The 14730-nt window shown below is 66.7% G+C and carries 8 protein-coding genes and 2 pseudogenes; 2 read left to right on the top strand and 8 right to left on the bottom strand.

All coding sequences use genetic code 11. From position 1 onward, the window contains the following. Positions 1 to 329: 329 nt before the first annotated feature. The 5 genes from MXD62_RS29070 to MXD62_RS29050 all read right to left on the bottom strand — a co-directional run bounded on the left by MXD62_RS29070 (position 330) and on the right by MXD62_RS29050 (position 6347). Complete coding sequence (locus MXD62_RS29070; protein WP_248832574.1) at positions 330 to 1223, bottom strand: alcohol dehydrogenase catalytic domain-containing protein; 894 nt, start codon at positions 1221 to 1223, stop codon at positions 330 to 332. Between the two features lie 832 nt (positions 1224 to 2055). After that, positions 2056 to 3360, bottom strand: a complete 1305-nt coding sequence (locus tag MXD62_RS29065; RefSeq protein ID WP_248832573.1) for an amidohydrolase family protein — start codon at positions 3358 to 3360, stop codon at positions 2056 to 2058. A 317-nt stretch (positions 3361 to 3677) separates the two neighbouring features. After that, positions 3678 to 4058: a DUF4286 family protein gene (locus MXD62_RS29060; protein WP_248832572.1), complete on the bottom strand. Its 381-nt coding sequence runs from the start codon at positions 4056 to 4058 to the stop codon at positions 3678 to 3680. A gap of 82 nt (positions 4059 to 4140) precedes the next feature. Next, positions 4141 to 4902 (bottom strand): SDR family oxidoreductase, encoded by a 762-nt coding sequence (locus tag MXD62_RS29055; RefSeq protein ID WP_248832571.1) that lies wholly within the window; start codon positions 4900 to 4902, stop codon positions 4141 to 4143. Positions 4903 to 5087: 185 nt separating this feature from the next. After that, the gene (locus MXD62_RS29050) at positions 5088 to 6347 is read right to left on the bottom strand and encodes a cytochrome P450 (RefSeq protein WP_248832570.1); all 1260 of its coding nucleotides are present in this window, start codon (positions 6345 to 6347) and stop codon (positions 5088 to 5090) included. Positions 6348 to 7030: 683 nt separating this feature from the next. Between MXD62_RS29050 and MXD62_RS29045 the strand changes: the two genes are divergently transcribed. Then, positions 7031 to 7219 carry a ferredoxin gene (locus MXD62_RS29045; protein ID WP_248832569.1) on the top strand — a complete coding sequence of 63 codons (189 nt, stop codon included), beginning with the start codon at positions 7031 to 7033 and terminating at the stop codon, positions 7217 to 7219. 12 nt (positions 7220 to 7231) lie between these two features. On the opposite strand, the gene MXD62_RS29040 is transcribed toward MXD62_RS29045, so the two are convergent. Beyond that, complete coding sequence (locus MXD62_RS29040) at positions 7232 to 12277, bottom strand: diguanylate cyclase (RefSeq protein ID WP_248832568.1); 5046 nt, start codon at positions 12275 to 12277, stop codon at positions 7232 to 7234. A gap of 657 nt (positions 12278 to 12934) precedes the next feature. Here MXD62_RS29040 and MXD62_RS29035 point away from each other — a divergent pair. Then, positions 12935 to 13276, top strand: a complete 342-nt coding sequence (locus tag MXD62_RS29035; protein ID WP_248832567.1) for a hypothetical protein — start codon at positions 12935 to 12937, stop codon at positions 13274 to 13276. Between the two features lie 95 nt (positions 13277 to 13371). Here the strand turns inward: MXD62_RS29035 and MXD62_RS29030 are convergent. Together MXD62_RS29030 and MXD62_RS29025 are read right to left on the bottom strand one after the other, a co-directional pair. Beyond that, positions 13372 to 13710 (bottom strand): annotated as a pseudogene (locus MXD62_RS29030) (DDE-type integrase/transposase/recombinase); the annotation flags it as partial. Between the two features lie 856 nt (positions 13711 to 14566). Continuing rightward, positions 14567 to 14707 (bottom strand): annotated as a pseudogene (locus MXD62_RS29025) (IS5/IS1182 family transposase); the annotation flags it as partial. Positions 14708 to 14730: the final 23 nt, after the last annotated feature.

The following is a 14730-nucleotide window of genomic DNA, read 5'->3' as shown; positions in this document are numbered from 1 at the left end:
TGCGAAGGCATCACGCCAGTTGCATTGCGGGTCAGGCCACCGCCCGAGGCAGCACCATGAACTCACAGTTGCATTGAGCGGGACGGGTCAGGTCGGTCCCCGCCTGGTGTCGTGATCAGATGGCCAGAGCGAGTTCGGTGAAGGCAGCCGGCTGCGTTCACCGAACTCGCCGCCGCCGTCTGACCGCCGGTCGCCGGGGTGCAAGCATGCGCTGCTTCCTCATAACGCAAAAACGCCCTGCGGTCTCCTTCTCGAGGGCGAGGATACCGGCCCCGGCGGGGCATCCTCGTAATGTCCGACGAACAGGCCGGCGCTGGTTCGGCGTGTGCTCAGATGAGGGCGACGAGGCGGCCGGCGACCTTGTTGGCGGCCAGGTCAGCGAGGCCCTGGGGGATGTCGTCGAAAGTGATCTCGGTGACGGCGGGGGCGAGGTCGCCAGCAGCGACGAACTTGTAGAGCTCGGCGATGTCCTCCTTGGTGCCGCCACGGGAGGCGAGCAGTTTGGACTTGCGGCTGACCATGTCGCCGAGCGGGATCATCGCCTCGCTGACGCCGAGGCCGACCTGGACCACGGTTCCGTTGAAGCCGACCGCCCGTAGCGCGCCGGCCGTCGTCGCGCCGAAGCCGGCGTAGTCGACGATGAGGTCAAAGTTCTGGTTCTCCCATTCGGCGACGTCGGCGACGACATGCGTGACGCCGAGGCGCTCGGCGAGCGGCCAGACGTCCTTCTTCGGCTCTGCGACGTGCACGTCGATGCCCTTCAGGACCGCAACCCGGGCGGCGATCTGACCGAGGCCGCCAAGGCCGATTAGACCGACCTTCATACCGGCGGTCGCCCCGCCACGGCGCACGAGGGCGTGGTACGACGTCATGCCGGCGTCGGTCATCATCGCGCCGAGGGTCCAGCCGACGTTGTCGGGAACCCTGACCAGGCAGCCCGCCGGCGAAAGGTGCTTGGTGGCGAAGCCTCCGTCGTAGTGGAAGCCCGGGCATTCCATGGAATACGTCGGGCAGACCGCCGCCCGGTCGCCGGCCTTCCACTCGGTGACGTCGGGCCCCACAGTGGAGACGACGCCGGCCAACTCATGGCCCATAATCGTCCCGAGCATCCAGTCGGCACCGTAACTTTCGATCTCCATGACGTCGGAGTGGCACAGCCCCGACCCCTTGACGTCGAGGACAACCTCCCCCAGACCGGGCTCGGGATCCTCCTTCTCGACCAATCGCGGTGGCTTACCGAATTCGCCGAGTTGCCATCCCTTCACAGGTGCCCCATCTCCTCTCGCCGTGCGTCTTAATGAAGACGCCGGCATAAGACGCCCTGCCTCGGCATCTGGATAGCGCATCGAACGTGACCGTCGCCCCGGCCAGGACTGCGGCGGCTGAAACGCGTTCTTTCGTTGCTTCTCCGCTCCATCTCGGCTTGGCCGACCATCGGCCCACGGCCGTTGGTCGCCACCCCCAGCAGGTACACCCGGCTCCCGTCTACTCGCCGCGCCCCACGGCTGGCCTTTCCCGCCACCGCCACCGCCGCCGGCGGCTCGCCATCCGCCACGGGCGCCGGCCGGCAGGGCGTCACCGAACAGCGGTGACGCCGGTTCTCGGGGTTGCCGCCACTGCCGATAGGCTGCGTGATCAACGAAAGAGGGCTGGCCCGAGTGCGGCCACGGAGGCCGGAGATGCTGACGGGCGGGGTTCACCCACTCCGCCACCGCATCCACCTCAGCTCATACCCCATCACCACCAGATTTACATCAGAGCCGTTTTCTCGACAGACCTAAACTCTACCTACATGGAGATTTTCTCGCCTTACTGTCGAAGGTTGGAGATAGTGAAACTTTGCCGAACTGTTTGCAAGGGGTAACCGGCCGGGGTGATGCGCTCCAGCTACACACCCTTCCCGGCCGGCTGGTCAACTAATATCGCGATGCCGGCAAACAACGTTTTCGATACGGCCAGGTCAGCAGGAATGACCGTTTCACACTCCGAGTGCCAGCTCAGTTCCCGTAGGTTCGGTGTCACGGCCAGTATGGCGTTGGGTGGCGGCCAGGTCGTTTATCGGCTGGTCGTCGTGCCGGCGACAGCCGTGCGGGCACGCACGCGGAACTGCTCGAGCTTGTCCCGCGGCTGGATGACCTGGTGGCTGCGCGGCTTGATGCTGATGTCGTGGTCCTCGGCGGCCTTGCGCAGCGCGCCGACGGTCGCGTCCTCCTTCTTGATGTGTGCGAAGGGTGCGAACGAGTACCAGCGCATCGCGTTCTCGTGAGTGATCTTGTTGATCTCGTCGTCCGGGACGTTCCACTTCCGGAAGTCGGCCCAGAGCTCCTCGGGGGCGGTGGGCCAGGCCGAGTCGCTGTGCGGGTAGTCGCACTCCCAGGCGATGTTGTCGATGCCGATCTCGTGACGCAGCGACAGGCCGAGCGAGTCGGTGATGAAGCAGGTCAGGAAACGCTCCCGGAAGAATTCGGACGGCTTGAGGCCGCCGAAGTCCTGCATCGTCCAGGTCCGGTGGGTCTCGTAGACCTTGTCGGCGCGCTCCAGAAAGTACGGGACCCAGCCGGTACCACCCTCGGAGAGGGCGATCCTCAGGCCCGGGTAGTCCTTGAGGACTCGCGACCAGAGCAGATCGGCGGCGGCCGAGACGATGTTCATCGGTTGCAGGGTGATCATCACATCAGGCGGCGAGTCGACGGCCGGGACCGCGATGCGGCCGGACGAGCCGATGTGGACGGACAGGATGGTCCCGGTCTCGACAAGCGCCTCCCACAGCGGGTTCCAGAATTCGTCGTGGAAGCTCGGCATCCCCATGACCGCGGGGTTCTCGCTGAAGGTGAGCGAGTGGCAGCCCTTCGCGGCGTTGCGGCGCACCTCGGCGGCGCACAGCTCGGCGTCCCAGATGACCGGGATCTGCATCGGGATGAACCGTCCCGGGTAGGCGCCGCACCACTCGTCGATATGCCAGTCGTTGTAGGCGCGGACCAGCGCCAGCGAGAAGTCGACGTCCTCGGTGACGAACAGCCGGCCGGCGAAGCCGGGGAACGATGGGAAGTTCATCTGCGCCAGCAGGCCGCCGGCGTTCATGTCCTTGATCCGCTCGTGCACGTCATAGCATCCCGGGCGGATCTCGTCGAGGCCCTGCGGCTCGAGGCCGTACTCCTCCTTGGGCCGGCCTGCGATCGCGTTGAGCGCCGCGTTCGGGATCACCGTGTCCCGGAACTTCCAGACGTCGGTACCGTCCTCGCGATGCACCAGCCGAGGCGCGTCGGCCTCGTACTTCTTCGGCAGTCGGCCGACGAACATGTCCGGGGGCTCGATGACGTGGTCGTCGACGCTGATCAAGATCATGTCGTCAAGATTCATGACAGTCCTCTCAGGCCCGGTACTCGGCATGGCCGACCAGCCCCAGTGCCCGCATGTGAGCTGCCGGGGCTCCGCTGGTCGGCTTCGTCACCGAGAGGGGAACCCTGTCCGCTACTCCGAAAAGCCAATTGAACGGCCGTTGTGCTGGGAACTTTTACCCCGCCCCGCGCAGGTCTCGTCGCGCCGAATCGAGGTCAAGTGCCCTGGGTGGGTGACCACGAGCTGATGTGAAGGAGCCTCGGCACCCTCCGGGGCGCGACTCCGCTGTGACAGCGTTGCGCAGCACGGCTAAGTGGCGCTCCAGAAAGGTGGCGAAGTCACTCGGTTCTCCCCGCCCCTGACTTGACGTATTCGAAGGAGACTCGCATAAGTCGCATCTTTGGGGTCGGGTTCATCTGCAGAGTCTCGGACATCTTCAACTTGCCGGCGGCGGAGGCAGCCTTCACTCTGCCTAGGATCTCTTCTGGATCACCCTCGATCACGTACTGCGCGATGTGAGGGCCGTCATCGTCGACCGGCTCGAGCCGGCGACCCGAGAGGTAGCCCTCGAAAGCAACCATCTCCGGGATGTGTACCTCGTTGTACCAGCGGTTGAACTCGGCCACAACTTCCGGGTCGCGGCTCACCGGGCCCGATTCGACATGCAGAATCCAGCGCGGGAGCTGGTCGTTCGCCACGATCTCCTCGTTTCTTGGCATCCGTAGGTCCGTCGACGGTCGCCCGACGCCAGATCGCCGATGGCCGCCTCGGCAGCTGCCGGGGGTGCAGGCGATGGTTGCGTCAGGTGCGCGGGATCCAGCCGCCGTCGATATTGAGGGTGTGGCCAGTCACCCAGTCGCTGCCGGGGCCGACCAGGTAGAGCAGGCCAGGTACCAGGTCCTCGGGGTCACCGAATGGGAATGGGATCGACTTCTCGATCATCGCCCGCAGTGCCGGCGGCGCGGCGACTGCGCCGGCCTCGGTATTCACGTAGCCCGGCGCGATGGCGTTCACTCGGATGCCGAACGGCGCCAGTTCACGGGCCAGTGACAGCGTCATGCTCACGATGCCGAGCTTGGTGATGCCGTAGGCGTTGGCCGCCATGAAGGCGCCGCCCGACGACTGGTTGACGATTTTTCCACCGCCCCGTTCCCTCATGTAGGGCACGACCGCTCGGACGCACAGCAGCGGCCCCGTGAGGTTCACAGCCATCGTGCGGTTCCACATGTCGAGCGACATGGTAGTGAGCGTTCCCTGACCAACGATCTCGGCCATCAGTGCGGCGTTGTTCACCAGGATGTCCACCGACCCGAACTGCTCCGCCGCCGCGGCGGCCATCGCTTTCGCGCTCGCCTCGTCGGAGACGTCCGTGCGCACCGCGAGCACCCGATGTCCAGCGTCGGCCAGCTCCTTCGCGGCGGTCTGGGCGTTATCGATATTGATGTCGGCCAGGACCACTGCCGCGCCGGCCTCGGCGAGTCCTCTCGCGTAGGCCTTGCCAATCCCACCGCCTGCCCCCGTGACGATGGCTACCTTTCCCTGCAGCATGGAGCTGCCTGACATTGCGGATCCTCCTCGCGAGTTACGGCTGAGAGAACGTCAGGAGCGAGAGACAAATGACCGTGGTTGGTCCAGCTGCCACTGAGGGCTGCTCGGCGGCAGCCGGAACGGGCACCCTCGACGCGCGCCAAGAACCGCCGTCGCGGCCGAGGATATGGCTGCCGTCGATTACGCTGGCGGCGGCGTCTTCATTCTTCGCTCTTCCCCAGCAGCATGGGAAAGGAGTCTATGGACCGGACGCCTGGGGTGAAGTTGAGCTGGGCCCCTGGCTTGATCCGGTAGTCGGGAATTCGCGCATGCCACTCGCGCAGCACGATACGCAGTTCCATCCGGGCCAGATGGGAGCCGAGGCAGCGGTGCACCCCGCCACCGAAGGCGATGTGGCGGTTGGCCGTGCGGTCGAAGCGGACCTCGTCGGCGTCGGCGAGTTCCTCCTCGTCGAGGTTCGCCGAGCCGATGTAAACATAGATTTCCTCGCCCTTACGAACCGGGCAGCCGGCCAGTTCGGTGTTCTTCGTGGCCATGCGGGTGACAAGCATCACCGGGGATTCCCAACGCAGCAGTTCTTCGACCACGTTGTCAATGTTGTCCGGGTTGGCGACCACCTCGGCACGGCGCTGGGGGGCCTCGGCAAGGTAGGCCATGAAGGTGTCCAGCGACGCGGACACAGTGTCGAGGCCCGCGGTCAGGAACAGAAAGCAGATGTCGAGGAGCTCTTCGCGGGTCAGTTTCTCGCCGTCGACTTCGGCGTCGATCAGATGGCTTAGGAGGTCGTCCTTGCGCTCCCGCCCCCGCTCGTCGAACACATCGTTGAAGTAGGCGTATATCTCCTGAGCGGTCCTCACCTTGAGCTCGGAGACATCCGGGTGGTTCACCGGCACCCCGAGGAGCACGGCTGGGCGGACGATGCCATCCTTGAGGCGGAGGAACGTGGGCAGGTCGTCAAGCGGCAGCCCAAGCAAGGTGAGGAAGATCTGGGACGGCAGCGGCGTTGAGAACTGCTTGGAGAAGTCGATCTCCTTGGCGTCGACGAAGCCGTCGATGAGTTCGTGGACGAGTGCCCGCACCGGCTCCTTCCACCGTTCGACCGCCTGCGGAGCGAAGATCGGGTTGATGAGCTTGCGGTACTTGCGCTGCTCTGGCGGGTCGTACTCGATCGGGATGAGCGGCCGCACATTACCGAGCCGGCCGGCGTGCGCCGCCGAGGAGTACACATCCGGGTGCTTGAAGATCTCGTCGACCACTTCCCGCCCGGCGGCAATGATCGCCGGGCCGAACATGCCGGTCGCCTGCATGACTCGTCCGGCGTCTCTGAGTGCCCGATAGGTTGGTTTCGGATCTCTCGCCACGTCGATGCTCATCAGCTTCACGACGTCACCACCGTTGACGCTGGTCACAGCCTGATTTTCCTCAACGGCCGCGCCGTCGCGCCCTAAGCCCTCAACCATTCCCCGCTCCTTACCCGTCAGGCCGGTCGCACGGCCGTGTCCTACTGCCGTGGCTCGGCTACCCGCGTCGCCTCGCGGATCTTTGCCAACGTCACCACCGCTTCGCCGCCACGAGCGAGCCGTGTTGCGGCCCGGGGGGACTGGGCGGCCCCCGCAACGTGATACCGGCCACCTTGGGCCGTACAATATAGTTGACCTAGTCTTCTGTCTACAGATGTTCCAGGTCGCCGACGCAGGCGCGTCGGCGACCGGTCAGACCCGGCTGGCTGGGGTCGCCGGTGTCTGCGCCCGCTTCCGACCATGCCCTGACGTGTCAGTCCAGTAGGTCTGTGGGCAACCGTCGCCTGCTCCACACCCCCGCGACCTTGCTCCCCGAGTAGGCCCACGCCGAAGTTCCCGGATCTTCGCTGTGCTCTGCGGGAGCCAAGAAGAGGCGACTGATGCGCTAAATAGTTGACTCAGTGCCCTCTCGAGGCTAGGACAGAGCAGCGAGGACAAGCCTCGGACGATGCGGGCACGAACGGCCTCGGAGTTCAACCGGGATGGGGGGTCGGCTGGTGACCGTCGACCGATCGCCTCGCCCCATGCCTTTGGCCGGCCGTGCATGTCGGCCTTGAAGGCCGTGCACCGATCAGCACCCCGGTCCTGCCGGACCACCTCACACATTCCTAGGGAGACCAACGATGAAGGCCGAGGTCGACGCTCACCTGTGCCAGGGGCATGCTCGCTGCTGGGACATCTGCCCCGAGGTCTTCGCAGTCGATGAGGAGGGCCATGGCTTCGTCCCGGTCGCCGAACTGCCGACGGAGTATGAGGTCGGAGCACGCGAGGCCGCCGCCAACTGCCCCGAGCGCGCCATCACGATCTCCTGACACGAGTCACAGTCAGTAACCTGGTTCCGCCATCCGGGTGTTGGGACGGGGGCCGGGTGGAGGATGGTCGGGTGGCCCGGGGGGATCGCACCCCCAGGCCACCTGACCAGGCGGTTTTTCCCCGCGTCCGTTGTCCGCCGGAAACGGGATCATTCGGACCCGGTTGCGGCCGCCGTCTTTTGCTTGGTACAGCGCGGCATCGGCGAGTTCGACGAACGCCGCCACGCCGTCGTCGGGAGTGGGGATGGCCGCGGTCACGCCGATGCTCACAGTGATGATGCGCTCTACCACCAGAGGGAGTGGTTCGGCCAGTTCCTCGACGGCGGAGCAGAGGCGTCGGGCCAGCCGGGCGGCAGCGTCCGAGTCGGTGTCGGGCATCACGACGGTGAACTCTTCCCCCCCGTAGCGGGCGACCAGAAGGGTGTCACCGGTGTTCTCGGCCAGGCATGCCGCGACCCGCTGAAGGCACCGGTCACCGGAGGCGTGTCCGAAGTGGTCGTTGTAGAGCTTGAAGTGGTCGATGTCGACCATCGCCAGAGCGATGGGTGCCACGTGTTCCTGGGCCCGGCGCCATTCGACGTCCAGGGCCTCTTCGAGGCGTCGCCGGTTGGCCAGCCCTGTCAGCGGATCGGTGACCGAGAGCTGTTCCAGCTGGTGGTTCGCGGCGGCGAGTCGTTCGTTGGTAGCGGCGAGCTGCCCGGTTCGTTCGGTGACCTTGCGTTCCAGCGAGGCGTAGACCATGGCGTTGTCGAGCGAGACCGCGAGCTGTCCGGCGATGAGCATGATTCCTTCGAGGCGTTCGGTGGAGAACGCGCCACGGATCAGTCGGTTCTCTAATAGCAGCATCGCCTGCAGATGGCCCCGGATCATGATGGGTATGGCAAGCAGTGAGCAGCGGTCGAAGTCGAGGAGGTAGGGGTCGCGGCGGAACCGGTCGTCGCGGGTGGCGTTGGCGACGACCACAGGTTTGTGGGTGCGCTCGGCATATCGGATGACCGAGGCGGGCAACAGACGCTGCCGGCTGGCCTCCCGGAGCGGGACGGTGCCACCGGCACCGGTCGGCACCAACCACCCGTCTTGTTCCTGCCTACGCAACAGCAGGTGGACGCCGGTGGCACCGGTCATCTCCGACAGGATCCCCACAACCCTTGCCCGGAGGCCCTCGATGCTGGTCTCCGAGCTGAGTGCCTGGGATGCCGCGACGACGCCGAGCAGATCGACGGTGCCGGTAGCGACGGTCGAGCGTCGCGCGGATGGCGCCGCCGGTGGATGAACGACCGGTTCGCGGGCGGGTTCGGTTCGTAGCGTCGGGTGGGCCCAGTCGAGTTGGCTGACCTTCGCGGTCGCGCCCCAGTCCAGGTACTGGCGCCGGGCGGCCGCCAGAAGCGTGTGGCCGGCTTCATCCATGCCGTGGGCCAGGTAGAAGCGTGCAGCGCGTTCCAGGATCAGTGCCCGGTGCCACGGGCGCGCCCGTACAGAAGCCTCTCTCTGCGCCACGTCAAACGTGTACGCCGCCTCGCGGAAGTCTCCGACAGCCCACGCCCGCTCCGCCTCCACCATGCGCAACAGGTGCAGGAAGTTGGCCGGCGCGTCGACCGCACGTGCGGCCAGCCACTCGACCAGCTCGTCGAGCTCGGCGAGGTCTGTGTCATGCCGCTCCGCTCCTGCCGCACGAATCTGCGCCGCCATGCCCAGGGCAAGCAGCACCCGCGCCACCGCCATCGCATAGTTCGCTCCGACCATTGACCTGAAGGGCATCACCGCGGCCGCATGCCGGGTCAGATCGACCGGATGACCGAGAACGGCTGCGGCGAGCGCCTGGGTCACATGCAGGTTGGCGACGGCGAACGGGTCCGCGGCCAGTATGCTCAGCTCGGCCGCTTCGTCGGCCGCCGATTCGACGGACTCGCCTCGCATCACTCGTACCAGTCGGCGAAATATTCGAAATATCGTCTCGGCATGTCCATTGCCGGTGCGGGCCGCGGACGCCAGTGCCTCGTCGACCTCAGCGGCGAAGACATCAAGAGACGGCGCGCAGTCCAACAGGTCGTACAACAGTGCGTAGTGGGCCCAGCATGCGTTCTGGAGATCACCGCTCAGGACAAGTCCCTCCAGCGCGCGACGGCCCTCGAACAGATTGTCCTCGAGGGGCGCGAACCAGTGGCCGGCAGTGATCACATACACGAACTGCGCCTGCCACACGTCAGGCTCATAGCCGAGCGCCTGACCGACCGCCAGGATTCGCCGCAGGATGCGGTGCCCGGTGCGGTAGTCGCCCCTGCGGACGATGGTCACGATCGCGATGTGGCCGGCCGGGCCGAGCAGAACGCGATCCGGGCCGTGCCATGCCCAGACCTCCAGTGTCTTGATCGTCAGCCAGGCCATCATCGCCTGGTCGCAGAAGAAGGCCGCGGGCATGAGCCGGTTGACGAGCTTTATGGTGCTGAGCCGGGACTGGTCCGTGATGCCCGGTCGGTGCAGGTCGTCGGACTCGCCGGTCGTGTCGATCCATCGGTAGAGCGCGTCGAGTCCGCGGTCGATCTCCGCATCGAGATCGTTCTCGTCCGGGACGGATATGCCGAGGTGCCGCAGCTGGTCGAGGCCGAGCCGCATCGCCTCGCCACCGCGTCCCCGGTTGGTGAGACTGCTGACCTGCACCACTGTGGCGGCCGTGAGTTGAACCGGGTGAGTGCACAACCGGCTGATCGTCTGATACGTGTCGTCCGCCTCCTCCAGCCTGCCGAGGCTGTACAGGGCGGCGTGCCGGTCGGTGTGGACTGCGATCAACTGGTCGGTGTCAGCCGGATCGATGATCTCGACCGCCGCGGTCAGGAGCCGCTCGACCAGTAAGTAGTTGCTCAGCAGTTTCGCTTCCTCAGCGGCGTGCCGGAAGAGTCCGGCCACCCGCTTCCGTTCCTCGGTCCCATGCACGGCATCAGCTACAGGCAGGTACTGCTCCGCCGCCACGGCGAAGAACTCGGGCCGGTCGGCCAGGCGCCGTGCCAGACGCAACCGCCTCGCGCCCTGGTCCTGCGCGGCGCGACCGCCCAGCACGGACTCCCGCGTCCGATCGTGGTGAAACCGCACGCTCTGCCGGCCGTCGGGCTCCAGCACCAGTAGGCCGTCGCCTAACGCGGGGGCGAGCCGCCGCTCGACCTCGTCCGCCGGCAGCCCAGTCGCGGCAACGAGGAGGTCCAGCTCCACCTGGCCCGCCAGGCAGGCCATCACCGTGAGCACCTCCGCGGTGGCCGGCGGCAGCGCGGCCACCCGAGCGGCCAGCAGCTCTGTCACATCCACCCGGTCGAGCCGGCGGCGCAGGGCCTCCCAGTCCCATCGCCACCCATTCCCGTCGAGGGTCAGTACCCTGTCGTGACGCAGCGCGTTGAGCAGCTCCACGATGTCGTACGGATTTCCCCGGGCCGATGGCGCAATCATCTGTGCCAGCTCGGTGGCGGGCGGTGGGGGCAGGTGCAGCAGGTCAGCCACCAAGGCCGCCTGCCCCGCTGGCGGCAGGTCACCCAACCGCAGGTGGCGGGGCCCGACCGCCTGGTGACGCCAGCGGGCGAGCATCGGCGTCAGTGGATGAGCGGCGTCGATCTCGCTTTCCCGGTAGGCGCCGACCAGCAGCAGGCCCGCGATCTGCTCCTCGCCGGCGAACACCAGGTCCAAGAAGCCCAGCGGCGTCCGCCCGGCCCACTGCAGGTCGTCGACGAAGAACACCACTGGTCGCTTCCGGGAGGAAACGGCGCGTAGCATCTCGACTGCGACACGTGGAGCTCGTACCTGTGCGGTCATCGGATCGCCTGGCTCCGGGCGGACCTTCAGCAGCATCGCCAGTTCCGGCACGGTGGCGGCGGCCAGGCCGGCGTTGGGTCCCAACGCCCGCAACATCCGGTCCCGCACCTGGGCCAGGTAGTCGTCCGGCTCGGCCAGCAGCAGCCGGCCCAGCGCACGCAGCGCCTGCCGGACCCCGTCGTACTCCTGGTCACGGCGATACTGGTCGAATTTGCCGGCCACGAACCAGCCATCGACGCCGGCCGCTATCGGCCGCAGCTCATTGACCAGGGATGTCTTACCCACGCCCGGCGCACCACCGACGAGAACCCCGTGAGAACGTCCGGTCACGGCCTCGGCGAACGCCGCGTCCAACTCGTCGACCTCCCGGGCGCGCCCGGACAGCCGCGACGGCGTCAGCGGACGCGTCAGAAAATCATGCTCGCCAGGATGCACCGCCGCCGCGCCGCGCCGTACCAGGGTGAGATCGTGCACCAACCCGTCAGCGCTCTGGTAGCGGTCGTCGGGTTCCTTCTCCAGCAGGTGCGTGATGATGTTCGACAGGCCGGGCGGTACCGACGGATTCACCGCTCCAGGCGGGAGCGGGATCCGAGCGAGATGGTCATGAATGATCCGGACTGGGTTGTCCGTGCCGAACGGCGGCGCGCCGGTAGCCAGCTCGTACAAGGTGGCCCCGAGCGCGTACAGGTCAGCTCGCTGGTCGACCGGGCGGCCGGTCCGCCCGGTCTGTTCCGGCGCCAGGTACGGCACCGTCCCGACAGTTGCCCCGTGGTGCGTGAACTCTGGCCGGACCGACGAGAGAGGCGCGGCGAGCGCGAAGTCGATCAGGCAGAGAACTCCCAGGTCCTTGCTCACCACGATGTTCGCCGGGCAGATGTCCCGGTGTACCACACCCCGGTGATGCATCCCGGCGACGGCCCGCGCCAGCGATTCGGCGAGCGCGACCAGCTCGGCCGGATCCAGTGGAGTCGCCCGCTCGGACAGCGCCGTGCCATCGACATCGGCCAGCAGGATCGACCCCGCGTACTCCACGGCCCCGGCAGCGAGGTGCGCGACCCCCTCGACTCCCGACAGCCGCCCGAGGATCTCGACCTCATGCCGCAACCGCCGCTGCGCGTCTGGTCCCAGCAGTTCCTTTCGGATCACACGTCCAGTCGGAGACACCAGCCGAGTGATCCGGGTCTGCTCCGTCACATGAAGCAGCTCCGGTCGCACCACCGCCGCCGGCAGATCCCGGCTCGGGGTCACCCACTGGGAGACCATCTGGACACCCCCACACCGCGCCACGGACAGGGTATCTCCCCAGGTGGCAGCGTTGTGTTCGGAGGAAGCGAGGTATGCCAACGGCCCGGCCGGCCGGCGGTCAGGCGGCGGTGGCGGGCCATGGCCGGCGAACCAGCCGGGCTGGATGGCCGAGCTGTTCGCCGAGGCAGCGGCCCGCAGGAGTCACCGGGGACACCACGGGCAGCTCCGAACCTTCGAAGCGGAGCACGTCACGCTGTTGCTCGCCGACGAGGTGAAACAGCGGCTCCTGGCCGGCCGGCGGATACGGGGCCGACGAGGCTGAGCACCTGGTCGGATGACGCGCCGGGGAGTGCAACTCGGTGCGCCAGGTCGGTAGGGTCCCTGAATGCCGCGGTCACCCGGCCAGGATGTCGGCGGCCAGGCTGGTCAGGGTGTGATGGTTTCAGGCGATCTGGGTTGCCTGTCCAGGTTGTTCGACTCTGTGCAGTTGTTGCCGCAACCGCCCCACAACGCTGCTTGCTTTGGGTCGACAAGCCTCCGACCAGCGCCGATGCTGCGATGTCACCGGATAGAACGAAGCGGCCTCGGGGGGAACGTGGACGTCGACGACGCTGCCCGCAGCGCTCACATGTCGGTCCAGGCGATCGAGCACCTGGACAACCACGGGAGGGCGGCGTGAGGACCCCCGGCCATTACGTCGGGGTGACACTGACTACCGGCAACACACCGGGTCTCGACCGGCGGATCAACGGTCTGACAGAGGTCTTCTATGGCCGGAGCGATGTGGAAGACCAGGGTGTCGGCCTGTCTCTTCGGACTGCCCACGTGGGCTTCTCGGCCACAGTGGACGCGCTGACAGTCGAGGCAGCCACGGAGAAGCTGCAGGCGATCGCGCTGTGCGTACTGGCAGACGCCGGGGAGAATCCGTCCGCGTGGCAGGTCCGCCCCGGCCGCGGCGACCATGCCCAGCAGTCGGCGGTACCCGCGGCGCTGACGACCTTCCCGGTTCTGTCGTAGTAAGGCTACGGCGGTGGCTGCTGCCCGTGGGACTGCTGCTGACACTGTTGCGTTCCGAGGAAGCGGGACATGCCAGCGGCCACGGTGACCGGCGGTCAGACAGCGGCGGCGAGTTCGGTGATCGCGGCGGCCAGCCGCAGCCTCGGATTGGTGTCGACGGCGAGCTCGTAGTGGCCGCGGCGGGTGTTCTGGATCAGAACGTGCCCGGCGCTGATCGTCTGGACGGGCCGCAGCCGTTTCAGGCCGCGCATCGGCTGAAGCCGGACTTTCAACCAGCCGTGATCGGCCTCGATCCGGTTGTTCTCCCGGGTGGCGTCGACGTGGCAGGCTTCGGGGAGCAGCTCGTCGAGGAGCCGTGGGTGGACCGGGGCCCTGTCCGTGGTGGCCTCGACCGGCCGCCGCCCATGGAACAGAGCCTGGACGAAGAAGCGGCGGCCGGCGACCTTCACAGAGGTCTCATCCACCACAACGACAAGATGATCAGCGAGTGGAGGAAGGGGCCAGTGGGACGCGGTAAAAGAACCGCGGCCAGGCTGGGGGCCTGGGTGTGCTTCGAAGACGAAGCCGGCCAAGGACTGAGACCGCCCCACGGGCGGACCCGGGGTCGGCGTGGCCACACCCCGCAGGTTCGGGTCTACCACCTCCGGGTCGGGACGGGTCTCCCTCGCCGGGCTGCTGTGCACCCGACCAGGCCAGCCCCCGCGGCTGATCTACCGGACCCGGCTGCACCACGGCCGCGCCCACGAACAGAAAGGGTTCACCGAGGCCGACTACGCCCGGCTCCTCGATGGCGCACATCAGCCCACTTGGCGGTCCGGTCGTGCTGGTCTGGGACAACCTGAACACCCATCACAGCAAGGCGATGCGCCGGCCCATCGCCACCCGGCCGTGGCTGACCGTCTCCTCAATTCCCTCAAGGGGGGCGGGGCCGCCGTCGGGGCCTCGCTGGCAACACTTATCTTCCTTAGCTCCTTCGCGGCGTGGGCGAAGATAACCGCGTCAAGCTCTTGGAGATTGCCCGCCTACTCCATGCTGACGGTAATCGGATTTCCCGTGGCATTCGGCCTCCTGCTACTGGCCCTGGAACGATGGACGGACTGGTGGGATGAATTCCTGGGGCCTATTTCACTCGTAGCCACTCTCGTGACCATAGCATTTCTCGCGGACTGGTGGGATGATTTCTTGGGGCTTATTGTCCTCACGATGTTTCTCCTGGTCGTAGTATTTCTTGCATTGGCGCACGTGATTCGAACAGTCTGAGAGCCTGTCCTGAATCTTGATGTTCTTCAGGGTGCGTTCCGCGACCCAGCGTTTCGGGAGCGACTGGAAGCCTTTCTGGCCTTCTTTCTTCCGGACGATCTCGACGGTGGTCTTCACGACACCGGCGGCCCAGGAGACGAACCGGCCGGCGAACCCGCCGTAGGCGAACAGGAACACGTGGCTCACACAGCCAA

It is taken from the genome of Frankia sp. Mgl5, assembly GCF_023242985.1.
GTDB lineage: Bacteria > Actinomycetota > Actinomycetes > Frankiales > Frankiaceae > Parafrankia > Parafrankia soli.
The sequence above is the reverse complement of the archived record's forward strand: the minus strand, read 5'-3'. Positions and strand labels throughout refer to the sequence as shown.